This window comes from Corticibacter populi, assembly GCF_004217315.1.
Classification (GTDB): domain Bacteria; phylum Pseudomonadota; class Gammaproteobacteria; order Burkholderiales; family Burkholderiaceae_C; genus Lampropedia; species Lampropedia populi.
Map to the genome: position 1 here is coordinate 1,318,979 of NZ_SGWR01000001.1, position 22,328 is coordinate 1,341,306.

Below are 22,328 nucleotides of genomic sequence, written 5' to 3' on the forward strand. Positions count from 1 at the left end.
GATCTCCCCGCAACACCACCATGCTCATGCAAGCCCCCCTTCCCTTCAGCGCGCTGGACAACCCGGCGGACTTTCTTCCGCGCCATATCGGTCCGTCCCCGGAGGACCAGCAGCACATGCTGGGCATCGTCGGCGCGGCCTCGCTGCAGGCGCTGATGGCCGAGATCGTGCCGGCGAGCATTGCCAGCCCCCAGGCCATGCCACTGCCCGCGCCGGTTTCCGAAGTGGCGGCGCTGCAGGAGCTGCGTGCCATCGCCGGCAAGAACCGGATCCTCAAAAGCTTCATCGGCCAGGGCTACTACGGCACGCACCTGCCGGCGGTGATCCTGCGCAACGTGCTGGAGAATCCCGCCTGGTACACCGCCTACACCCCTTACCAGGCCGAGATCAGCCAGGGCCGCATGGAAGCGCTGGTGAACTTCCAGACCATGGTCTGCGACCTCACCGGCATGGCCATCGCCAATGCCTCGATGCTTGATGAGGCTACCGCCGCCGCCGAAGCCATGACGCTGGCGCGCCGCTCGGTCAAATCCAAAAGCGCGGTGTTCGTGGTATCGAGCCAATGCCACCCGCAGACGATCGCGGTGCTGCGCACGCGTGCCGAACCGCTGGACATCACGCTGCGCATCACCCACAGCGCCGGGGAATGGCAGGCCGCGCTGGCCGAGCCACACTTTGCCGCACTGGCGCAGTACCCCGCCAGCACCGGCGGACTGACAGACCACAGCGCCGCCGCCGCGCTCAGCCATGCCCAGCAGGGCGCCTTCATCCTGGCCGCCGACCTGCTGGCGCTGACGCTGCTCAGGAGCCCGGGCGAGATGGGCGCCGACATCGTCGTCGGCACCACCCAGCGCTTTGGCATGCCGATGGGCGCCGGTGGCCCGCACGCGGGCTATCTGGCCTGCCGCGATGAATTCAAGCGCGCCATGCCCGGCCGCCTGGTGGGCATCAGCGTCGATGCACAGGGCAAGCCCGCCTACCGCCTGGCGCTGCAGACGCGCGAGCAGCACATCCGCCGCGAAAAAGCCACCTCCAACGTCTGCACCGCCCAGGTGCTGCCGGCCGTGATCGCCAGCATGTACGCCGTCTACCACGGCCCGCAGGGCCTGGCGCGCATCGCATCGCGCGTGGCGCAGCTCACCGCCGTGCTGGCACAGGGCCTGCAGCAACTGGGCCAGCGTCTGCACCACGAGACCGCCTTCGACACGCTCACCGTGCTGACGGGCGATGCCACCGAGGCAGTGCTCGCCAAGGCCGTGCAGGCCGGTGCCAACCTGCGCCGCGTCTGCGCCGAAAGCGTGGGCATTGCGCTGGACGAGACCAGCAGCCCCGAGGACCTGGCACTGCTGTGGGGCCTGTTCGCCAAGCCCGGCCAGGCGCTGCCGGAGGCCGCGGCACTGGCGGCCGAACTGGGCAACGAGGCCACGCCGCTGATTCCGGCCGCGCTGCGCCGCACCAGCGGCTACCTGACGCACCCGATCTTCAACACCCACCACTCCGAGACTGCCATGCTGCGCTACCTGCGCGGCCTCTCGGACAAGGACTTGGCGCTGGACCGCAGCATGATCCCGCTGGGCAGCTGCACCATGAAGCTCAATGCCACCAGCGAGATGATCCCCATCACCTGGCCGGAATTCGCCAACCTGCACCCCTTCGCCCCGACCGAGCAGTTGCAGGGCTATGCCGAGCTGGATGCGCAACTGCGCCGGTGGCTCTCGGCCATCACCGGCTACGCCGGTGTGAGCCTGCAGCCCAATGCCGGCTCACAGGGCGAATATGCCGGGCTGCTGGCCATCCGCGCCTGGCACCGCTCGCGTGGCCACGCCGATCGCACCATCTGCCTGATCCCTTCCAGCGCCCACGGCACCAACCCGGCCAGCGCTCAAATGGCAGGCCTCAAGGTGGTGGTGGTGGCCTGCGACAAGCAGGGCAACATCGACCTGGATGATCTGCGCGCCAAATGCGAGCAGTACAGCCAGCAGCTCGCCTGCATCATGATCACCTACCCCAGTACGCATGGGGTCTTCGAGGGTGGCGTGCGCGGCATCTGTGAGCTGGTGCACCAGCACGGCGGCCGCGTCTATGTCGATGGCGCGAACATGAACGCCATGGTCGGCCTGGCCGAGCCGGGCGCGTTCGGCGGCGACGTCAGCCACCTCAACCTGCACAAGACCTTCTGCATCCCGCACGGCGGCGGCGGCCCGGGCGTCGGCCCGGTGTGTGTGGCCGCCGATCTGGTGCCGTTCCTGCCGGGCCAGGGCGAGGATGTCGGCCCGGTCTCGGCCGCGCCGCTGGGCAACGCGGCGGTGCTGCCGATCAGCTGGATGTACATCCGCATGATGGGTGATGCCGGCCTGCGCCAGGCCACCAGCGTGGCGATCCTGAGCGCCAACTACATCAGCACCCGCCTCAAGGACCACTACCCGACGCTGTATGCCGGCAGCCACGGCCGCGTCGCGCACGAGTGCATTCTGGACCTGCGTCCGCTCAAGGAGAGCAGCGGCATCAGCGCCGAGGACGTCGCCAAGCGCCTGATCGACTATGGCTTCCATGCCCCCACGCTGTCTTTCCCGGTGCCGGGCACGCTGATGGTCGAGCCCACCGAGAGCGAGCCGCTGGACGAGCTTGACCGCTTCATCGATGCGATGATCCGCATCCGCGCCGAGATCCACCAGGTCGAGGAAGGCCTCTGGCCCCAGGACAACAACCCGCTGGTCCACGCGCCGCACACCGCCGAGGCGTTGCTGCGGGCCGATTGGGACGCGCCCTACTCCCGCGAAACCGCCGCCTACCCGATCGAGTCGCTGCGCCGCAGCAAGTACTGGAGCCCGGTGGGCCGGGTCGACAACGTCTATGGCGACCGCAACCTGTTCTGTACCTGCCTGCCGCCCGAGGCCTATGCCGACGAGGCGGAGCCTGCTGCCGCAGACCCACACTGAGCGAGCAAAACCGCTGCGCCGGCAGTCAAGGGGCATCCTCTTTCGGGATGCCCCTTTTTCATTGCCATTGCCATTGGCAATGGTGCGCACAGCAGATACACCGCCAGTGGCGTCGTGCCAACAGCTCTATGCCGCGCCTTCGAGTGTCACGACCACCGGCGCGTGATCGCTGGGCTTGGGCAGCTTGCGCGGCGCGCGGTCGATGTGGCAGGCCCTCAGCATGGGCCGCAGCGCATCGCTGAGCAGCACATAGTCGATGCGCAGGCCACGGTTCTTCTGGAAACCCAGCATGCGGTAATCCCACCAGGAGAAGGTCTTCTCCGGCTGCTCGAACTGGCGGAAGCTGTCGAAGAGCCCCAGCGCAAGCAGGCTGCGCAGGGCTTCGCGCTCCTCGTCGGTGTGGTGGATGGTGCCCTTGAGGCCGACCGGATCCCAGGAATCGCGGTCATCGGCGGTGATGTTGAAGTCGCCGAGCAGCACCAGTCGGGGATGCTGGCGCAGCTCCCCGGCCACGAAGCCGTGCAGGTGGCGCAGCCAGTCGAGTTTGTAGCGGAACTTGTCGCTGCCAGGCTCCTGACCATTGACGAAGTAGGCGTTGATGATTCGCAGGTCTCCGAATTCCGAAGACACCGTGAGCGTCAGCACGCGCGACTGCGCATCGTCGAAGCCGGGAATGTTGCGAACCACATCGCGGCCGGCAGCGCGGCTGATGGTGGCCACGCCGTTGTAGGTGGGCTGGCCGAAGCTGTCCACCCCCTGGTAGCCCAGATCCTCGAAGTCCTGCCGTGGGAAACGTTCGTCCACCAGCTTGAGCTCCTGCATGCACAGCACGTCGACCGGATTCTGCTCGAGCCAACCTTTGACCTGCGGCAGGCGGACATTGAGTGAGTTGACGTTCCAGGTGGCAATCTTCATCGCAAAAACAATCCCTTTGAATTCGAATCGCCATCGTACCAGCGCCCAGACGCGCCGCCCGCATCACACACGCCGCCGGAGCGCTGGCGGTGCGTCGATTGCACATGCATGGATCGAGCAGCAAAAAAAGGCTGCCGGCCCATGCGGGGCCGGCAGCCTTCGCGTCTCGGCGAGACCCGTCACAGCAGCGGGCGGGGTGCCCGCGCCTCATTCCTTTTCATAGGCAAGGTAGTTGCGATGCACGGCAATGTGGTCCGCAATGTACTTGGCATCGTGCCAGCCGCCCCAGATGAAGGAAGAGGAACGGTTCGTCAGATCCGGCAGGCCCAGGAAGTAAATGCCCGTCTCGGACGAAATGCCGCGCTTGTGCAGCGGCGCGCCATTGGCATCGAAGGCATTGACGTCCAGCCAGCTGAAGTCGAACCGGAAACCGGTCGCCCAGATGATGGTTTTGATGCCGGCCTTGGCCAGATCCAGGCTGAGAATCGGATTCGTCAGGCATTCGGGGTCTTCCGGGATCTTCCAGGCCTCGGGCTCGGCGGGCAGGTCAACCCCATTGCGCTCGATGTAGGCATCCGCCTCGCGCAGGACTTCGAAGTAGTCCTCGTCGCCTTGCGCGATGTTGCGCTGCAGATCGTTCTCGAACTCGATCACGCCATTGTCATAGGCCTTGGTCACGCCCAGCAGGGTGATGCCGGTATGGGCGAGCCGGCGGAAATCCATGGTCTTGCCGCCGTCGAAACCGCTCACGGCAAAGGCGACATGCTTCTTCTTGGGCTTGGTGTTCACCTCGTCCCACATGCCCAGCACGCCCAGCCACCACACATAGTCGCGCTGGCGGTAGGAACGCGGCGGGCGATAGTGCTCGCCGACCGACAGGTAGACCGTCCGGCCCGCCTTGCGCAACTCCTCGGCGATCTGCGATCCGGACGAGCCGCCGCCAACCACCAGCACCGCACCATCGGGCAGTTGCGCCGGATTCTTGTAGGCCGACGAGTGGATCTGCTCGATGCCGCTGTCCTCGGGAACGATCTTCGGGAAGCTCGGCACCTGGAACGGCCCGGTCGCAGCCACCACGTGCATGGCCTCGATCACGCCCTCCGAGGTGGTCACCGTGAAGCCGGAGCGGTTGTCGTTGTGCCGGACATGCCTGACCTCGACGCCGGTGCGAACCGGTGCGGCGATCATCTTCGCATAGTCCTCGAAATACTGGGCCATGCGCTCCTTGGGCGGAAAGGCTTCGGGGCTGACATCATCGAACTTCAGGTTCGGAAAGCGGTCGTGCCAGGCCGGTCCGTTGGCAACCAGTGAATCCCAGCGCTCGGAGCGCCAGCGCTCGGCGATGCGCTTGCGTTCCAGCACGATGTGCGGGATGCCCATTTTTCCGAGGTGCTCGCTCATCGCGACACCGGCTTGACCAGCACCGACGACCAACGTATCGATTTTTTCAACTGACATCTTTATTTCCTACATAGAGAGAATCCAAACCGGCTCTTTTCCAACCCCGGCACGCCCAGGTGCCGGCAACGAGCTTCCCAAGCGCATGCACCCCGTGAACGGGTTCTTAGAACCTGTTCATAGAAAACATCGTGCATGCATGGGATGCCAGTGTGCGCAAACTCGCTGCGCTTGAGAACTTCGATTTTTGGACGCTGGGCTTAGGAAAAAGCAAACGGCTGCCGTTGCGCCGCATGGCCTCGCCGCAAGCCGCATTGCATACGGCGCACACCTCCGAGAACCTGTTCACCATCGTCTCGCGGACCACGTTGCCTCGTCGAGCGATGCGATACAAGGATTCCGTTTTTCCGATGAGTGGCATCAATATCCACAAAGCCTTGCCAGCCGGCTTTTGCCGTATTCTTTGACGCAGTCGCACGCCGCATGGACCGAGCCATGCATGCCCGGGGCGCGAGGCGTCCGCAAGCCGATGTCTGCCCATATGTGCCCTGCCATGTCTCCGAGGCGAGGCCGTTCGCAACAGTGAAACCATGAATCCAGTTGAACCATCAGCCCCTCTGCGGGGCAGCCCCTTGTCCCAGGAATCCCCCATCGCCGTCAGTCTCGAGGGCGTGGTCAAGAAGTACCGCGACCAGACGGTGCTGCAGGACATCTCCCTGAAGATCCAGCGCGGCGAGTTCCTCACACTGCTCGGGCCTTCGGGCTGCGGCAAGACCACCCTGCTCAACCTCATTGCGGGCTTTGCGCAGGCCGACACCGGCGAGATCTTCATCGACGGCCAACTGGTCACCGACCTGCCGCCCCACGAACGCCACATCGGCATCGTGTTCCAGAACTACGCGCTGTTTCCGCACATGAACGTCGAGCGCAACATCGGCTACGGACTGCGCATGCGCGGTGTGCCGGCCAGCCAGATCGCACAGCGCGTCAAGGACGCCATGGCGCTGGTCAAGCTCGACGGCCTGGGTCAGCGCAAGCCGCGCGAGCTCTCGGGTGGCCAGCAACAGCGCGTGGCCCTGGCACGCGCCCTGGTCATCGAGCCCAAGGTCCTGCTGCTCGACGAGCCCTTCTCCGCACTGGACAAGAGCCTGCGCGGCTCCATGCAGGTCGAGATCCGCGAGATCCAGCGCAAGCTGGGCGTGACCACGGTCTTCGTGACCCACGACCAGGGCGAGGCACTGAGCATGTCGGACCGGATCGCGGTCATGTCGCGCGGGCGCATCTGCCAGATCTCGACGCCCGATGCCATCTACCGCCACCCGGAAGATCCCTTCGTGGCATCGTTCCTCGGCGATGTGAACATCCTGCCGGCGCACTTTCACGGCGAGGATGCAGGCCGCATCTACCTGCGCCTGGGCGCGGGCCTGGTCAGCATCGAGCGCGAGCGGCTGATCGGCGGCGGGCACGACGGCGGACGGCTGGACATCTATGTGCGTCCGGAGCACCTGCGGCTCGAGCCCCTGCATGCGGACTCGGTGCTGACCGGCACGGTGGTGCACCATGTCTTCCAGGGCGACCATGTCGATACCTACGTAGATGTGGACATTGCCGTGCAGGGTCACCAGCGCGTGATGGTGCGCTCACCCGGCCTGGGTGTGATGGAGCAATGGCCCGTGGGCACGGTGACAGCGCTGGGCATGCCGCCGAGCGGCATGAGCGTCTTTCCCCCGAAGCCCGCATAACCCGCCCCGCCTGCGACGGCGCGACGGCGCCTTTGCCCCTCTGAAAGCTGCGCCAGCTTCATTGGCCACGGAAACCGATTCCCATGACAACGCCCTCCTCCATGCAAGCGATCATCGCCAGCCAGCCCGGCGGCCCTGAAGTCCTCTCCCTGGCCGAGCGCCCCATCCCGGAGCCCGGGCCCGGCGAAGTGTTGCTGCGAGTGCGTGCCGCAGGCGTCAACCGTCCGGACATCATGCAGCGCCAGGGCCTGGCCAAGCCCGCAGCGGGCGTGACCGACGTGCTCGGCCTCGAAGTCTGCGGCGAGGTCGCCGCCTGCGGGCCCGGCTTGCCGCCACAGGCTCCGGGCCTGGAGCCTGGCGCACGCGTGATGGCCCTGCTGCCCGGCGGCGGCTACGCCCCGTGGTGCATCGCGCGCGTCGAGCACTGCCTGCCGGTGCCTCCGCAGTTGGGTGACGCCGAGGCGGCAGCGCTGCCGGAAGGGCTTTTCACCGTCTGGCACAACCTCTTCGAACTCGGTGCGCTGAAGATGGGCGAGGCGGTGCTCATCCACGGCGCGGCGGGCGGCATTGGCACCCTCGCCATCCGCATGGCCTGCGCCGCCGGCGCGCGCGTCATCGCCACCGCCGGCCGCAAGGAACGGCTCGTGGCGCTGCGCGAGATGGGCGCGCTGGAGGCGATCTGCTACCGCGACACCGATTTCGTGGCTGCCTGCCGCTCCCTCACGGAGGGCCGGGGTGTGGATGTGGTGCTGGACGTGGTCGGCGGCGACTACGTGCGGCGCAATCTCGATGCGCTGGCCTTCGGCGGGCGGCACCTGAGCCTGTCCTTCCTGCAGGGCTCCCAGGTGTCCATCGAGCTGCTGACACTGATGCAGAAACAGCTGAGCCTGCACGCCTCGACCATGCGGCCCCAGCCGGACAGCGAGAAGGCGCGCATGGCCCGGGCGATCGCGTGCCATGTGCTGCCCCTGGTGGCCGACGGCAAGGTGCGCCCGCGCCTGCATGCGGCCCTGCCACTGGCCCAGGCAGCCGAGGCCCATCGCCTGCTCGAAAGTGGCGAAGTCTTCGGCAAACTCGTGCTGCTGCCCGAACAAGCCGGACGCCCGACCTAGCTCCATACTCGCTTTTATCATCCACACCGCTGTGACCATGCTGCAACTGCTCTACGCCCCCACCTCCCCCTACGTGCGCAAGGTCATGGCCAGCGCCCACTTGCTGGGCCTGACCGGGCGCATCCGGCTGCTCGATAGCGCCGCCAATCCGATCCACCGCGACGCGCGCATCGCGGCGCACAACCCCATGGCCAAGGTGCCGACCATGGTTCTGGCCGATGGCCAGGCGCTGTACGACAGCCGAGTGATCTGCGAGTACCTCGACAGCCTGGTGCCCGAGGCCGGCCTGTTCCCCAAGGATGGGGCGCAGCGCTGGCAGGCGCTGACACGCCAGGCACTGGGCGACGGCCTGCTCGATGCCGCGCTGCTGGCCCGCTATGAGTTCACGGCACGCCCAGAGGCACAGCAATCGGCCGCCTGGCGCGACGCCCAACTGGGCAAGGTCCAAGCCTGCCTCGACGCCATCGAACACCAGGCCGCCGAGCTGTCGGTGCAAGCCCCCACCATTGGCGAGATCACGCTCGGCTGCGCCCTCGGCTACCTGGATTTCCGCTTTTCCTCGCTCGACTGGCGCACCACGCACCCCAAAGCCGTGCATTGGCACGCCCAGTTGCAGGCCCTGCCCGCCATGCAGGCCACCATTCCTCACGAAGCCTGATCCATCTCTTACCATGACCGGTACCACATCCTCCTCCGCCGCGCGGACCATCTGGTTCCTCAACGGCCCCAATGCAAATCTCTACGGGCTCGATGCCAACCAGGTCTACGGGCAGGAGAGTTTCCCCACCTTGCAGGCACGCTGCGAAGCCAAGGCCGCAGCCCTTGGGCTGGAACTGCGCTTCGAGCAGTCGAACTGGGAAGGCCAGCTCGTGGACTGGATCCAGCAGGCACGCGGCACGGTCAGCGGCATCATCATCAATGCGGCCGGACTGACCTACAGCTCGGTGCCCATCCTCGATGCGTTGCAGTCCTTCCCCGGCAAGATCATCGAGGTGCACATGAGCAATATCTGGCGCCGCGAGAGCTTTCGCCATCACTCGTACATTTCCAAGGCGGCGGATGGTGTCATCGCCGGCCTCGGCGGCGACGGCTACGAGCTGGCCATCGAGGCCATCGCTCGGCTGATCCGCAACTGATGCGCGGCTGGTAACCTATTGCGGTGCGCACCGCACAACCGCCATGGCCGCCAGCCCGCGCTGCCTGCCATACCGACCGTCTCCCCTCCCTCCCCGCTTGCCGATGACCACTTCCGCCACCGCCACGCCCACGGGCGCGCTCGTCTTCTACAGCGAGTTCGACGACTTCGATACCTGGAAGCGCGCCTTGCAGGCCCAGCTGCCCGAATTGCAGGTGCTGCACTGGCGCGAGGTGACCGACCCGGAGGCCATCCACCATGCCCTGGTGTGGAAGCCGCCCGAAGGCTTCTTCAAGACCATGACGCAACTGCGGCTGATCATCAACCTCGGCGCCGGCGTGGACTCGCTGGTGGCGCGCAACGACCTGCCGCTCGGCGTGCCGATCACCCGCATCACCGATCCGCAGATGGCGCGCATGATGGCCGGCTACGTGCTCTTTGCCACGCTGCGACATGCTCGTGACATCCCGTTCTTCGAGCAGGCGCAGCGGCGCGGCGAATGGGCATACCGCCACCCGCGCAACCCCGAGGACATCCGCGTGGCCGTGCTCGGCCTGGGCGAGTTGGGCGCGCGGGCGGCCAGCGAACTGCAGCGCCAGGGCCTGACGGTGCTGGGCTGGTCGCGCAGTCCCCGGCACATCGAGGGCGTGCAATGCCATGCGGGGCTGGACACGCTCGATGGAGTGCTCTCGCAGGCCGACATCGTGGTGATCATGCTGCCGCTGACGGCGCAGACCCGCGGCCTGCTCGGCCGCGAGCGGCTCGCGCGCCTGCCCCATGGCGCCGCGCTCATCAACGTGGCCCGCGGCGCGCTGGTCGACCAAGCCGCGATGACGGAACTGCTGCAAAGCGGCCACATTGGCGCGGCCACGCTCGACGTGTTCGAGCATGAGCCGCTGCCGGCCGATGATCCACTCTGGCACATGGAGAACGTGCTCATCACCCCGCACCTGGCCTCGGTGGCCATTCCCGCATCGGCCGCCCGGCAGATCGCAGACAACATCCTGCGCATCGTTCGCGGCGAGACGCCGGCCAACCGGATCGACCCTTCGCTAGGCTATTGATCGTCTTGTTGAGAACCTGTCTGTGCGCCTTTCCCGGGAATCCCGGAAGGCTGCAAATCTCCAATACAGCGCAATGCAACGGGCGGCGCTGCCCATTGCATTTCTGACCTCCTGCGCGCGCCCCACGAAAGATGGTGGTCTGCCGCTCCTGCCCCGTCAGCGGCTCTCTTCGATATTGAGCACCTTGCCCAGCCCCAGGAAGTAGTTGGCAAAGGCCAGCAGGCTGGCCGTGACGGCGATGTAGACGACCGAGAGGGCTGCCAGCGTCGGATCGGCGAACTCGCGCACATAGTTGTACATCGACACCGGCAGCGTCTGCGTGCGCTGCGTGGTGATGAAGAGCGAGGCCGTGAACTCGTTGAACGACATGATGGCAGCGAACAGCCAGCCGCCGAAGAGGCCCGGCGCGAGCAAGGGCACCGTGACGGTGAACAGCACCTTCAGCGGCGACGCCCCCAGGCTGGCGGCGGCCTGCTCCAGCCGTTCATCGAGGTTTTCCATCGAGACGTAGACGCTGCGCATCACGAATGGCAGCACCAGCATCACATGGCACAGGATCACGATGGCATAGCCACGCTGCACCTTGAACTGCGCCGCCAGGATCAAGAGTCCCAGGCCTAGCGTGAAGTGAGGAATCACCAGCGGCGAGAGCAGAATGGCCTGCAGGGTGGCCTTGCCGTGGAACTCCAGCCGCTTGACGGCGATGGCCAGGCAGGTGCCGATCACCAGTGCCAGCAAAGAAGCCCAGGCGGTGACGATCATGCTCGCGCGGAACCCATGCTGGAAATCGGGGTACGTGAAGACCCGGCCGAACCACCGCCAGGACCAGGTTTCGGGCGGGAAGGCCAGCAGCGCCTTGTCATTGAAGGCCGCAACGGTGACCACGAACACCGGCAGCAGCACGAAGCCGAGGATGAGGCAGACCAGCACCGGGCCGGCCACGCGCAGTGGCAGCGGCAGGGAATGTCGAATGTTCATGTCAATGGCCTCCGGCCTTCTTGAGCTTGCGCGTCAACCCGCTGAGCACCATCAGCGCCACCACCGTCAGCGCCAGTCCCACGATGCTCAGGCTGGCCGCCAGGGGGAAATTCATCGAAGAGAAACCGAGCTGGTAGACCAGCGTGGAGACGGTGGGCACGCGCCCGCCACCGATCATCTGCGGCGTGGCAAAGGCGCTGAAAGTCCATGCGAAGGCGGTGGTCGCGCTCGCCAGAATGCCGGGCATGGACAGCGGCAGCGTGACCGTCAGGAACGTGCGGATCGGCCCGGCCCCCAGGCTCTGGGCGGCCTTCTCATAATCTCGGTTGATGTGGGATATGGCCGTGGCCAGCATGAGCACGACCACCGGGATCGTCACATGCACCAACGCCACCAGCACCCCCAGGTGCGTGAACATCAGCTCCAGCGGCCACTCGATGATGCCCAGCTTGCGCAGCACGGTATTGAGGAAACCGTTGCTGCCCAGCACGATGATCCACGAATACGTGCGCACGATCTCGCCCAGGAAAAGCGGCGTGATCGAGGCGATCAGGATGAAGGACTTGAGAACGCGGTTGCGCACGCGCACCAGCGCATAGGCCAGCGGGTAGGCCACCAGCAGGGAGAAGACCATGGTCTCCACACTCAACCGCAGCGTGTTCCAGAACGCCTGCAGATAGATGGGCTTGTCCAGGCCGGTGAAATTGGCCAGCGTCAGTCCGCCCACGTCCAGCGAGCCCGGGACATAGGCCCGCAGGCTGAACTGGAACACGGCGACCAGCGCCACGCAGATGCACAGCGCGACCATGGCTGCCGGCGAAACCAGCCATGCCTTCAACCGGGAATGGGTGCTCATGGTTCGATCGATCTTCCGTTTGCTTCGTTCTTCTTCGCGAATTCCCGCGCTCCTGCCGCAGCAGCTATGGCAGCTGCGGCAGGAGCGCGGTAGCGGCAAGGTGCGCCGGGCGCCGTCAGCCCAGTCAGTTCATGATGTTCTCGGTGAACCACTTGCGCCATTCGGCGGTCTTCTCGGCGCGCAGCTTGTCGTCGATGACGATCGCCTGGGTATCCCACTGCTCCTTGGTGGTGAACACGCCAGGCAGGGCGGCGTCCTCGGCGGAGACCGTCGCATTGTTCACCACGGGGCTGGCTTTCTTGTAGGCCACGATCTTGGACTGCACCTCCGGCGAGAGCGCAATGTCCATGAACTTGTAGGCCAGCTCCGCTTTGCTGGTGCCCTTCATGATGCCCATGGTGTCCACGCCCAGCACGGCGCCTTCCTTGGGCATGACCACCTTGATGGGCACGCCCTGCCCGATCATGTGATAGGCATTCATCGACAGCAGGATCTGCACCGGCGTCTCGCCAGTGGCGATGAGCTGCTGACTGTTGGCATCGTTGGTGTAGAACGCCTTGAAGTTGGGCTTGAGTGCTTTTAGCTTGTCCTCGCCCTTCTCCCAGCTGCTGGCGTCTCCGCCGGAGAGCAGCGCGGCCACGTTGATGATGTGGCTCGGATCAAAGTCTGGCGCGGCGATCTTGCCCTTGAGTTGCGGATTCCACAGATCCTCCCAGCTGCCGAACGTGATGCTCGGAGGCACCAGGTCGGGCCGGTAGCCGATGGTGTACACATAAGCCCAGCTGCCGATGTGGTAAGGGCTGATCTTGGCACGGTCGACCAGATTCGCGTAGTTGGGCAGCTTGCTGGTATCGAGCTCCTCGAACAGCCCGCCATCGACGTAAAGCCAGCCGATGTGCGAGGTGGTGAAGGTGATGTCGCTCTCGGGCGCGGTGGCCAGCTTGGCCTTGTTGAGGCGATCGATCGTGCCGCCGGTGATGTAGGTGACCGGCACCCCCGTCTGGCGGGTGAATTCCTTGCCGATGTTTTCATCGATCAGGTCCCTGAAGCTGCCGCCCCAGGTGCTGACCACCAGTGCCTCCTGGGCCCACGCCACGCTGGCCATCATCGCGCCGGACAGAATGCCGACCGTCATGAGTTTCCGAATCATTGAGTATCCCTTTCGGTTGATTGAAGCGCCACCGCACCGGTGCGCGAAACGAACGATTTCGCCATACGAGAAAGCATAAATCCTGCCAAATTCGCCCCTAGGCTCCGGACTCCGGGTGCTGCCCGGGCTCTTCCCCGGCGCCTCTGGCTGAACCTGGGCAAATGATGAAAGAGCTGTGGCGCAGGGCCAAGTCGCCTTTTCCGTAGGCATGGCTCGCTTTTCCTGACCGGCCCGCACCGGAGGGGGAAGCCGGAGCCGCGCGGCGCCACCGCAGCCTTGCACGCGCCACTGTCGGAAATTCCGAAACAGGCCACCGGAAAATACAAATAGGCATGGCTACCGGTTGGGCCGACCATGGGGGCCGTTGCATCCCGGTGGGCTGGCAACGGCGCGGCGCAAGCCCCCAGCCATGGCCCGGCCATCGCACCAGCAGCCCACCAGTGCAGGCCAGACGAATCCACTCCCTCCAGGCGACCATGAAACACACCCGCATTCGCACCTTCAACACCAAGGCCACCTATCCCGAGCAGAACCTTGACAACGACCTGTGCCAGGCCGTCGTCGCACGCGGACGCACCGTGTTCCTGCGCGGGCAGATCGGCCAGAACCTCGACACATCCGAAAGCGTGTGCATTGGCGACGCGGCCGGCCAGGCCGAGCAGGCCATGGCCAACATCGCCATGCTGCTCAAGGAAGCCGGTGGCGAACTCGAGGACATCTGCAAGATCACCATCTACATCATCGATCCGCGCTATCGCGAGGCGGTCTACCGTGTGGCCGGGCGCTGGCTCAAGGGCGTGTTTCCGGTCTCCACCGGCATCGTGGTCTCGGCCCTGGCCCGCCCCGAATGGCTGGTGGAAATCGACGCCACCGCCGTCATCCCCGACTGACGCCAGCACAAGGCACTGAGCGTATGACCTTCTCCATCATCGCGCGCTGCCCGGCCTCCGGCCAGTTCGGCGCCGCCGTGGCATCTTCCTCGCCCGCCGTCGCGTCGCGCTGCATCCGCGCCCGCCAGGGCATTGGCGCGGCAGTGAGCCAGAACATCACCGACCCGCGCCTGGGCCCGCTGATCCTCGAGCGGCTCTCCGCCGGGCGCACACCCGTGCAGGCCCTCGAGGAACTGCAGCAGCGCCCGTTCATCGCCTATCGCCAGCTCATGGCCATCGACGCCTCCCATCCGCCAGCCGTCTTCACCGGCGCGCGCGCGCTGGGCACGCTCTCCAGCGCCACGGGCGAGCATGCGGCGTGCGCTGGCAATATGCTCGCTTCCCGGGAGGTGCCGGCGATCATGCTGGCAACCTTCGAGCACGCACAGGGCTGCCTGGCCGAGCGCCTGATGCAGGCCATGCTGGCTGGCCAGGCTGCCGGCGGCGAGGAAGGCCCGGTGCACTCTGCCGGGCTGCTCGTCTATGCCGAACTGGACTGGCCCGTCGTCGACCTGCGCCTCGACTGGGTCGACGACAGCCCGGTCCAGGCGCTCTACACAGCCTGGAAGATCTATGAACCCCAGGTGCAGGACTACATCGCCCGCGCACGCGATCCACGCGCCGCACCCAGCTTTGGCGTTCCCGGCGACCTCTGAGTAACCGTCTTAAAGGTCAAGAGCCGTGAAGCGATTTATCCCAATGTTTGCCGGTGCACACCATGGCGTTGAGGGTGGTCAGCAGCTTGCGCATGCAAGCGACGAGGGCGACTTTGGCGAGCTTGCCAGCAGCTTTCAGACGTTGGTAGAAGGCCTTGATGGCGGGGTTGTAGCGAATGGCCGTCAAAGTGGCCATGTAGAGCACGCGCCGGATCTCAAAGCGCCCACCCTGCACGCGTCGGCGGCCTCGGCTAGCGCCCGAATCGTTGGCCATGGGCGCCACGCCCACGAGCGCGGCGATCTCGCGCCGGTTGAGCCGGCCCAGCTCAGGCAACTCGGCAATCATCGTGGCACTGGCCACCGCTCCGATGCCCGCAGCCGACTGCAGCAGCCGGTCCAGCTCGTCGAAGTGCTCACGGACATGCCCAACCATCTGCGCCTCGATCTCGTCGAGCTGTGCCTTGATTGCCGCGACGATGGCCTCGATGCTGGCATGCAGCTTTTTGGGCGTGATCTGAAGGCGCTGGCGCTCCGAATGCATCATGCTCAGCAACTGTCGCCTGCGCGTGACCAGCGCGGCCAGCCACTGCTGGAGCTCATCGGCCAGCGGGCGCAGGAAGCGCCCGAGATCTTCGCGGCGCACCAGCACCGTCGCCAGCTCGGCGAGCATGCGTGCATCGACCGCATCGGTCTTGGCCAGTCGCCCCATGGACTTGGCGAAGTCGCGCGCCTGGCGCGGGTTGACCACCCCAGCGGCCTGCAGCGCACAGGCCAGCGCCGCCTCGTAGCCACCCGTGGCCTCCATGACCACCAGGCCCACGCCCAGCGGCAGCAGGCTCGCCACCAGCGCCGAATGGCCTTCGGCATCGTTGTTCAACCGCTGGGCATCGCTTTTGGCGCCCAGCACACAGACATCCACGTGCGCCTTGGCCACGTCGATACCTACCGTCACTGAGGAAGCAGACATGATCTTCAGATCCCTTTCTTGTGCATGCGCGCTCAGCAAAGGCGCGCGTAACCGTTCGGGCTTGATGAAGACCTGCGCGGCGGCCGTGCGTTCTGTACTCAGAGACGGGCTCGATCGCCCCAGAACCATTCAAACTGCACGGGCCGGTCTGGCCGCCTCTACGGCGTCCAGACTCTACCTCGCCGGTCCGGGTTAAAGATACAAGAACCTGCCTGGCCGGCATGACCTTGCATCACCATCAGGGCGCGCCCCCCCATCGCGGGCAGCGCAGCCCCTGTCCTGACATGGTGGATACACTGCAGGCTCACCGCTTCGCGCACGTCCGAGTATCACCGGCGGCACCGCCCGCCCACGGCAGTCCTCGTGCGCAAAGCGACTTTGCGCTGCACCTTTTTCCTTCGCTGCCATGCTCAACCGCATCTCCCTGCGCCAAATGGAATATTTCGTGGCCACTGCCCAACACGGCAGCATTGCCACGGCCTCTGCGCAAATCCACATCTCCTCGCCTTCGATCTCGGCTGCCATTGCGCACATGGAAGCGGAACTGGGTGTGCAACTGTTCGTGCGGCATCCTTCCAAGGGGCTGGCCCTGACGGCCATTGGCACGCGGGTCATGCAGGAATGCCAGGACCTGCTCGAGCGCGCCTCCGGGCTGTACGACATCGCCTCGAATTCGAACGACAGCATCCAGGGCACGCTGCGCGTGGGCTGCTTCCAGTCGCTGACGGCCATGATCGCGCCGGAAGTCATCTTCGGCTTTGCCCGCGCGTTCGGCAAGGTGGAGCTGCACATGGTCGAGGGCGACCAGCAGGAGCTCATGAACAAGCTGCGCACGATCGAGATCGACGTCGCCCTCACCTACGACCTGCAACTGGGCGAAGACATCCGCTTCGAGACCCTGGCCCATCTGCCTCCGCACGTGCTGGTCAGCGAGTTGCACCCCATGGCCCAGCAACCGGCCGTCACGTTCGAGGAGCTGGCCCCGCAGCCCATGGTGCTGCTGGACCTGCCCATGAGCAGAGACTATTTCACCTCGCTTTTCGCCAAGGCCGGCGTCGAGCCCCATATCGTGGCCCGCTCCCGCTCGGAGGACGTGGTCCGCTCCATGGTGGCCAATGGCATTGGCTACGCCCTTTTCAACGTGCGGCCCCGCTCCAACCAGTCACTCGACGGCAAGCGCTTCGTGCGGCTGCGCCTGGCCGGCACGCCCCGCCCCATGCTGCTGGGTCTCGCAACCTACAAGCCCATGGCGCACTCGCGCCTGACCCAGGTGTTCATGCAGCGCTGCCGGGCGTACATCTCCGACCAGTACATCCCCGGCATGAGCGCGCCGAGCTTCTTCGACCCGCACATTGCCAGCACGGTGGACACCGATGCGCCATGACCAGCCCCTGCCACGGGCAGCATTGCACCGGCAAGCCGCCATTTCCCCATGCCCATCGCCATGACCAGCCCATCTCCATCGGGCAGCCTTGAGCTGCTGCGCGAACTCATCGCCTTTCCCTCGGTCTCCCTCGCTCCCAATGCAGACCTGATGGCCCGTGTGCAAGAGTTGCTGAGCCAGGCCGGCATTACCGCAACCCTGATTGCCGACCCAGAAGACGCCACGCGTTGCAATCTCTTTGCCAGCATCGGCCCGCAGGAAGTGCCCGGCGTGATGCTCTCGGGCCACACCGACGTCGTCCCCGTCCAAGGCCAGGCCTGGACCGTCCCGCCGTTCGAAGCCACCGGGAGCGACGGCCGCATCTACGGCCGCGGCAGCTCGGACATGAAAGGCTTTGTCGCCTGCGCGGTCAGGGCCATGATCCGTGCTGCCCACGCGCCGCTCAAGCGGCCCCTGCAACTGGCCCTGTCCTTCGACGAGGAAATCGGCTGCGTGGGCGTGCGCCACCTGCTGCGCGCGCTAGAAGGCACACTGCCCGCGCCCATGCTGTGCCTGGTGGGCGAACCCACCCTCATGAAAATCGGCACCGGCCACAAGGGCAAGTCCGCGTATCGCGCGCTGTGCCGCGGTCAGGCAGGCCACTCCGGCCTTGCGCCACACTTCGTCAATGCCATCCATACCGCTGCCGATCTGGTGGCGGCCATGCGCGACGTTCAGCAGGAGCTGGCCGAACACGGCCTGCGCGAGGCGGGCTACGAGATACCCTACTCCACCGTGCATGTCGGCACCATCAACGGCGGCAAGGCGCTCAACATCGTCCCCGGCGAATGCGAGGTGAACTTCGAGATCCGCTCCCTCGCGCAGGACGATCCGGCACGCATTCTCGCGCGCCTGCTTGCCCGCACCGAGGCGCGCATGCGCGACGCCAAGGCCTTGCCCGATGCAGCGCCACCCGAAGTGCAACTCGTCAACGCCTATCCCGGCCTCTCCACCGCCGAGGACTCCCCGGCGGTGCGCCTGCTGGCCTCGCTGTTGCCGCAAGGAACCAGCCGCACCAAGGTCGCTTTCGGTACCGAGGGCGGCCTGTTCCGGCAATGCTGGAACCAGACCCCCGTGCTGGTCTGCGGGCCCGGCAACATCGAGGTGGCGCACAAGGCCGATGAGTATGTGGAAGTGAGCCAGATCGCCGCCTGCGACCAGATGCTCGCCCGGCTGACGGATCACCTCTGCGCGTGACAGCTTGCATGCCAAGGAACTGGACACGCGATCCGGCCTCGCCAATCGCGCCCACCGCCCCTGCGGTGTGATGGAGAATCCATGACACGCCGACAATTGTTGTAAAAAAATAACAAAAACACGTTGTTTCCGTTGTTATGAAAATACTCGGAAACATTTCGGAGTATGGCGGCCTCTCATGAACCAGTTCTGGTCCTGTTCCATGGCCGGCCCCTTGGTGGCACAGGGCCCAAGGCATGGTGATAGGTACGGCGCATCCAGGTCACCACGCCTTCCGCCAGAACGGTGAGAGACATAACAAATTACCAAAATTAATATTTAATGAAATCGATATTCTTGACGATGAATAAGCAATCTTCAAGAATGCGGCCTGCACCGGCATCGTGTCGTGCAACACGATGCCTTGGTTTCCCCTGCTACCGAGGTGGGGCATCCCCTCCACGCCGCCCACCACAGCGGCAAAGCCCCGGACATACGCGCGAACGCCTGGTACACGCTTGGTACAAGACCCGGTCCGCGCATTTGGATGGCACGGCGCCGTGCGGGTGGTCACAGGACCATTCCCCACCGCGTCATACCCAGGCACGATGACAATGAAAACAATCCATGCATGGAGTCCGTCCATGACGCACACGATACTGCGCCTGATCCGGACGTTGCTCCTGAACGCATTCGCCCTGCTGGGCATGAGCCTGGTCTTCATGGGCCTGCTCGTACACGTCAAGCCCGAACTCCTCGAACTCGGCGAACAACATCTGTATGCCGCCTTGCACGACCGCACCGTGGCCCGCCACGAACTGGATGTGGCTCCCGAGGCACATCAACGGGTGACTGCCGTCGACCTGCTGGACCTCCCCGAAGAGCAGGCCGCGGTCGCTTTCTGGCTCAGTCGCAAGTACAAGGTGGCGCCCGAGCCGCTGGGGGCACTGGTGGCCGAGGCCTATGAACTGGGTCTCAAGCGCAACCTCGACCCGACGCTGATCCTGTCGGTCATGGCCATCGAGTCCCGTTTCAATCCCTATGCGCAAAGCGCCGTCGGCGCGCAGGGGCTGATGCAGGTGATGACCCAGGTGCACGAGGACAAATACGCCCACTTCGGCGGCACGCGCGCAGCCTTCGACCCCGTGAGCAACCTGCAGGTCGGCTCGCTGATCCTCAAGGACTGCATCGACCGCTTCGGCAGCGTGCGCAGCGGCCTGGTCTGCTATGTCGGCGCGGCCAAGCTTCCCAATGATGGCGGCTACTCCACCAAGGTGCTGGCAGAGCACGCCCGACTGCAGCAAGCCCTCGGCAATACCAGCAAGGTGCTGCCCAGCAGCTTCCTTCAGGCGCTGAAGGCACGCCGCCTGCAGCAGGCCGGCGAAGAAGCCGGCAGCATCGAGGTGGCCGGGGATGGCGCCGAACAAATGGCCAGCTGGACGGCGACCGCCGACACCGAGCCTGGCACCAAAGCCCCGACCACCGCAGCCTTGCTCCCCGCACACCAACAGCTTGCCGCGCAAGATCACAGTTCCGCATCGGCGATGAGCGCACTCACCCCTCTGCCCATGGATTTCGGCCAGTTCGACCAGCCCGATCAATTGGTCTCGATGCGCGCACCATGGCAAATCAGCCAGCTAGAGGCAAGCCTGTCTCGGTAAGACAGTAGCAAAAACGCGCGCGACCGCAGGAGACTGAGACGCGCAGTCAGCCTCGAGTGCTTTGCCTTCGAAGCCCGCACCACTCAGGGCCTGTTCACGATCCTTCCGCGGGGCAATGTGGCCCGCGGAAGGATCTCGTGAACGGGCCTTCAGGCAGGCTGCAACTGTCCAGCCTGATGCAGCTGCAGCAATCGCCGGCGTGTCATGGTCTGGTTGCTGCCATCGGCCGAAGTGAACATGAAGACCGTCCCATCCGGGCTGGCCCAGGAAAGACAGGTCCTGACCGCCTTGCTGTGCTCACCCACCATGAACCACGCACCGACGCGCATGTCCAGCGAACTGTCAGCAGCGGTGCTCGCATCGGGACGCGCCGCAAAGGACGCCGTGGAAGCCTGCGCAGCCGCCACGCTGGCTGACGAATGATTGGCACCGCCACCCGGCGCCTCCCGCTCTCCGGCTGGCAGGGGTGCAGGCACCGGCTGCTGCGTGGGGAAAGCGCTTGACGACAATGGCATCTGCCCGGAACCATGCGCCCCGGCAGGCTCGGCGTCGCCGTCGGATGGAGCATCCGCGGCCAGCTGGCGCGCCTGCTGGTGCAGGTTCCTGAGCTTGTCGACCGCCGCCACCACCTTCTCACTGGAGAGACCGACGCTTTGCAAGCCCTGCTGCACCTGAGACCACATGTGCTCCACGGCATCCTGCAATTCGGCATCATCCGCGTCCACCCAATGGTCGGACTGGACGCTGGCGAGCATCAGCGGCACCAGCGCCAGGTAACCGCTGGGGTCGCGATCCACCCATTCCTGCGCATCGATGGAGGACGCCGATGGATGGCGCCTAACCTGCCGCAGAATGCTGCGCACGATCACCCTGGCCCAGGAGTCCATCACGAACTTCTGCACGCGCGGATGCGTCGCGGCATACACCGGCAACGCCTCGATTCTGGCCATGACCACCTCCAGCAATTGCTGTGGCGACAATTCCTGCTGTTTCACCTCTGGCTGCGTGGCCGTCACGGTCTCCTCCTTGGCAACACTGTCGGCGCCGGCCACCGTCAGTGCTGCCCGAGCGTTTTCAAAAGCCTGGCCGCTGAGCGCTTGCGCCAGGCCGAAATGCGCGCTGACGTGCTGCAACTGCGTGAGATAAGGCGTGAATCCGCCGGCCGCGACACTGGCAAAACCGCCAGCGGACTGCGCCAGCCAGTCCAGCCATTGCCGCGCGGGGTGCGCGGCATCTCGCAAAAAAGCGGGGTCATTCTGGACGATGGTTCGCAATGCCGGCTGCCATTGCGCCAGCAGCGCCTTGACCGGTGGCAGGTGCGCCACGGCCCGGCCGGTCTGCGCCAGCAACCTGTCGAGGGTCCATCCATCCGCAGGCTCAGAACCCGGCGGGTTGGCTGGCGCATGCGCTGCGGCGGATGGTGCCACGATCGCATGAACCACATCGTTGCCAAGCAGGCGCAGCAACTCTTCCTGTGTCAACAGGGCATCCGGCGCAGTGTCCGGATCGACACTGAAATTGGCAATGCTGCCAAGGCCCGTACTGAGCGCACCAAAGCCCGTCGAGCGCTTCTGTACGGCCTCGACGCCAGCTTCCGAGAGGGTATTGGCGGCCACCTGGTAGGTGCGCGCCAGCGCAGGTGCCAAGGCGGTGGTGAGATTCCTCAGCAGCAGCAACCGCACCGGCTCGGGTGCCTCGCTCTGGTAGATCAGCTTCTGGGCCGCCAGCAAATAGTTTTCCGCGCGCAGCGGGTTGCGGCCCGGGCGCACGTAGGCATAGCCCCGGGCGGCGCTGACCAGGGCATCGAGCTTGTCCTGCGCCGACTCGACCGAGGCGTCGAGCGTGCGCTGCATGTGGGTGAGTTCCGAGCGTCCCTGGATCGACAACTCATCGCCCAGCCCCAATGTGCCCAGGCCCGAGGCCACACCCTCTTCCTGGCTGAACGGATCGAAATCGGTAACTTCCGAAAAGGCCCGCAGCAGGTAAGCCGGGTACTGCCGCACCCAGATCTCGTAGCAGGAATCGAGCAACCGCAAGGCCTGCATGGCCGTGGCCGAGCGCTCCACCGCCCCCTGGTTGTGCTCGGCAAGCCTCACGCCTGTCTCGCGCAGCACGCGGCGGATCAGGCCATCGCTCTCGCGAATGGTCGATGCAATACTGTTCTTGAGGATGTCCCGGTTTCGCCCGTTCTGGTTCGTCGTCACAGTCTCGCCCCTTCTGACCCGCT

Annotated in this window: 19 protein-coding genes; 12 read left to right on the top strand and 7 right to left on the bottom strand. The window is 65.5% G+C overall.

What is annotated here, in order from left to right; translation table 11 throughout:
* Positions 1 to 20: 20 nt before the first annotated feature.
* Entirely contained in the window at positions 21 to 2,939 is a 2,919-nt protein-coding gene (gene gcvP / locus EV687_RS05965) for an aminomethyl-transferring glycine dehydrogenase (protein ID WP_122226901.1), read from the top strand.
* A gap of 126 nt (positions 2,940 to 3,065) precedes the next feature.
* On the opposite strand, the gene EV687_RS05970 is transcribed toward gcvP, so the two are convergent.
* Together EV687_RS05970 and EV687_RS05975 are read right to left on the bottom strand one after the other, a co-directional pair.
* Positions 3,066 to 3,854 (bottom strand): exodeoxyribonuclease III, encoded by a 789-nt coding sequence (locus EV687_RS05970; protein ID WP_122226903.1) that lies wholly within the window; start codon positions 3,852 to 3,854, stop codon positions 3,066 to 3,068.
* Between the two features lie 207 nt (positions 3,855 to 4,061).
* Positions 4,062 to 5,312, bottom strand: coding sequence for a flavin-containing monooxygenase (locus EV687_RS05975; RefSeq protein ID WP_122226905.1), 1,251 nt, complete (start codon positions 5,310 to 5,312; stop codon positions 4,062 to 4,064).
* A 131-nt stretch (positions 5,313 to 5,443) separates the two neighbouring features.
* Between EV687_RS05975 and EV687_RS05980 the strand changes: the two genes are divergently transcribed.
* From EV687_RS05980 to EV687_RS06005, 6 genes are all read left to right on the top strand, one after another.
* Positions 5,444 to 5,719, top strand: coding sequence for a hypothetical protein (locus tag EV687_RS05980; RefSeq protein WP_130466463.1), 276 nt, complete (start codon positions 5,444 to 5,446; stop codon positions 5,717 to 5,719).
* 165 nt (positions 5,720 to 5,884) lie between these two features.
* Positions 5,885 to 6,994 (top strand): ABC transporter ATP-binding protein, encoded by a 1,110-nt coding sequence (locus EV687_RS05985; RefSeq protein WP_242612482.1) that lies wholly within the window; start codon positions 5,885 to 5,887, stop codon positions 6,992 to 6,994.
* An 83-nt stretch (positions 6,995 to 7,077) separates the two neighbouring features.
* Positions 7,078 to 8,106, top strand: coding sequence for an NAD(P)H-quinone oxidoreductase (locus tag EV687_RS05990; RefSeq protein WP_242612483.1), 1,029 nt, complete (start codon positions 7,078 to 7,080; stop codon positions 8,104 to 8,106).
* Positions 8,107 to 8,146: 40 nt separating this feature from the next.
* On the top strand, positions 8,147 to 8,764 hold the full coding sequence (locus EV687_RS05995) for a glutathione S-transferase family protein (RefSeq protein WP_122227290.1): 618 nt from the start codon (positions 8,147 to 8,149) through the stop codon (positions 8,762 to 8,764).
* 13 nt (positions 8,765 to 8,777) lie between these two features.
* On the top strand, positions 8,778 to 9,242 hold the full coding sequence (locus EV687_RS06000; RefSeq protein WP_122226911.1) for a type II 3-dehydroquinate dehydratase: 465 nt from the start codon (positions 8,778 to 8,780) through the stop codon (positions 9,240 to 9,242).
* 103 nt (positions 9,243 to 9,345) lie between these two features.
* Complete coding sequence (locus EV687_RS06005) at positions 9,346 to 10,305, top strand: 2-hydroxyacid dehydrogenase (RefSeq protein WP_122226913.1); 960 nt, start codon at positions 9,346 to 9,348, stop codon at positions 10,303 to 10,305.
* Positions 10,306 to 10,461: 156 nt separating this feature from the next.
* Here the strand turns inward: EV687_RS06005 and EV687_RS06010 are convergent, their stop codons facing one another.
* From EV687_RS06010 to EV687_RS06020, 3 genes are all read right to left on the bottom strand, one after another.
* The gene (locus EV687_RS06010) at positions 10,462 to 11,283 is read right to left on the bottom strand and encodes an ABC transporter permease (RefSeq protein WP_122226915.1); all 822 of its coding nucleotides are present in this window, start codon (positions 11,281 to 11,283) and stop codon (positions 10,462 to 10,464) included.
* 1 nt (position 11,284) lies between these two features.
* A complete protein-coding gene (locus tag EV687_RS06015; RefSeq protein WP_122226917.1) occupies positions 11,285 to 12,139 on the bottom strand; it encodes an ABC transporter permease in 855 nt (284 codons plus the stop codon).
* Between the two features lie 124 nt (positions 12,140 to 12,263).
* On the bottom strand, positions 12,264 to 13,289 hold the full coding sequence (locus tag EV687_RS06020; protein ID WP_122226919.1) for an ABC transporter substrate-binding protein: 1,026 nt from the start codon (positions 13,287 to 13,289) through the stop codon (positions 12,264 to 12,266).
* A 476-nt stretch (positions 13,290 to 13,765) separates the two neighbouring features.
* On the opposite strand from EV687_RS06020, the gene EV687_RS06025 reads away from it, so the two are divergent.
* Together EV687_RS06025 and EV687_RS06030 are read left to right on the top strand one after the other, a co-directional pair.
* Positions 13,766 to 14,179, top strand: coding sequence for a RidA family protein (locus EV687_RS06025; protein ID WP_122226921.1), 414 nt, complete (start codon positions 13,766 to 13,768; stop codon positions 14,177 to 14,179).
* 23 nt (positions 14,180 to 14,202) lie between these two features.
* Complete coding sequence (locus EV687_RS06030) at positions 14,203 to 14,874, top strand: DUF1028 domain-containing protein (RefSeq protein ID WP_122226923.1); 672 nt, start codon at positions 14,203 to 14,205, stop codon at positions 14,872 to 14,874.
* A 16-nt stretch (positions 14,875 to 14,890) separates the two neighbouring features.
* Here EV687_RS06030 and EV687_RS06035 read toward each other — a convergent pair whose 3' ends face one another.
* Positions 14,891 to 15,841 (bottom strand): IS110 family RNA-guided transposase, encoded by a 951-nt coding sequence (locus EV687_RS06035; protein WP_122227292.1) that lies wholly within the window; start codon positions 15,839 to 15,841, stop codon positions 14,891 to 14,893.
* A 406-nt stretch (positions 15,842 to 16,247) separates the two neighbouring features.
* Between EV687_RS06035 and EV687_RS06040 the strand changes: the two genes are divergently transcribed.
* The 3 genes from EV687_RS06040 to EV687_RS06050 all read left to right on the top strand — a co-directional run bounded on the left by EV687_RS06040 (position 16,248) and on the right by EV687_RS06050 (position 20,101).
* Positions 16,248 to 17,225: a LysR substrate-binding domain-containing protein gene (locus tag EV687_RS06040; protein ID WP_122226925.1), complete on the top strand. Its 978-nt coding sequence runs from the start codon at positions 16,248 to 16,250 to the stop codon at positions 17,223 to 17,225.
* A 60-nt stretch (positions 17,226 to 17,285) separates the two neighbouring features.
* On the top strand, positions 17,286 to 18,461 hold the full coding sequence (gene argE / locus EV687_RS06045) for an acetylornithine deacetylase (RefSeq protein ID WP_122227295.1): 1,176 nt from the start codon (positions 17,286 to 17,288) through the stop codon (positions 18,459 to 18,461).
* 623 nt (positions 18,462 to 19,084) lie between these two features.
* Complete coding sequence (locus tag EV687_RS06050) at positions 19,085 to 20,101, top strand: transglycosylase SLT domain-containing protein (RefSeq protein WP_242612484.1); 1,017 nt, start codon at positions 19,085 to 19,087, stop codon at positions 20,099 to 20,101.
* Between the two features lie 149 nt (positions 20,102 to 20,250).
* On the opposite strand, the gene EV687_RS06055 is transcribed toward EV687_RS06050, so the two are convergent.
* Entirely contained in the window at positions 20,251 to 22,305 is a 2,055-nt protein-coding gene (locus tag EV687_RS06055) for a DUF1631 family protein (protein ID WP_162846563.1), read from the bottom strand.
* Positions 22,306 to 22,328 lie beyond the last annotated feature (23 nt).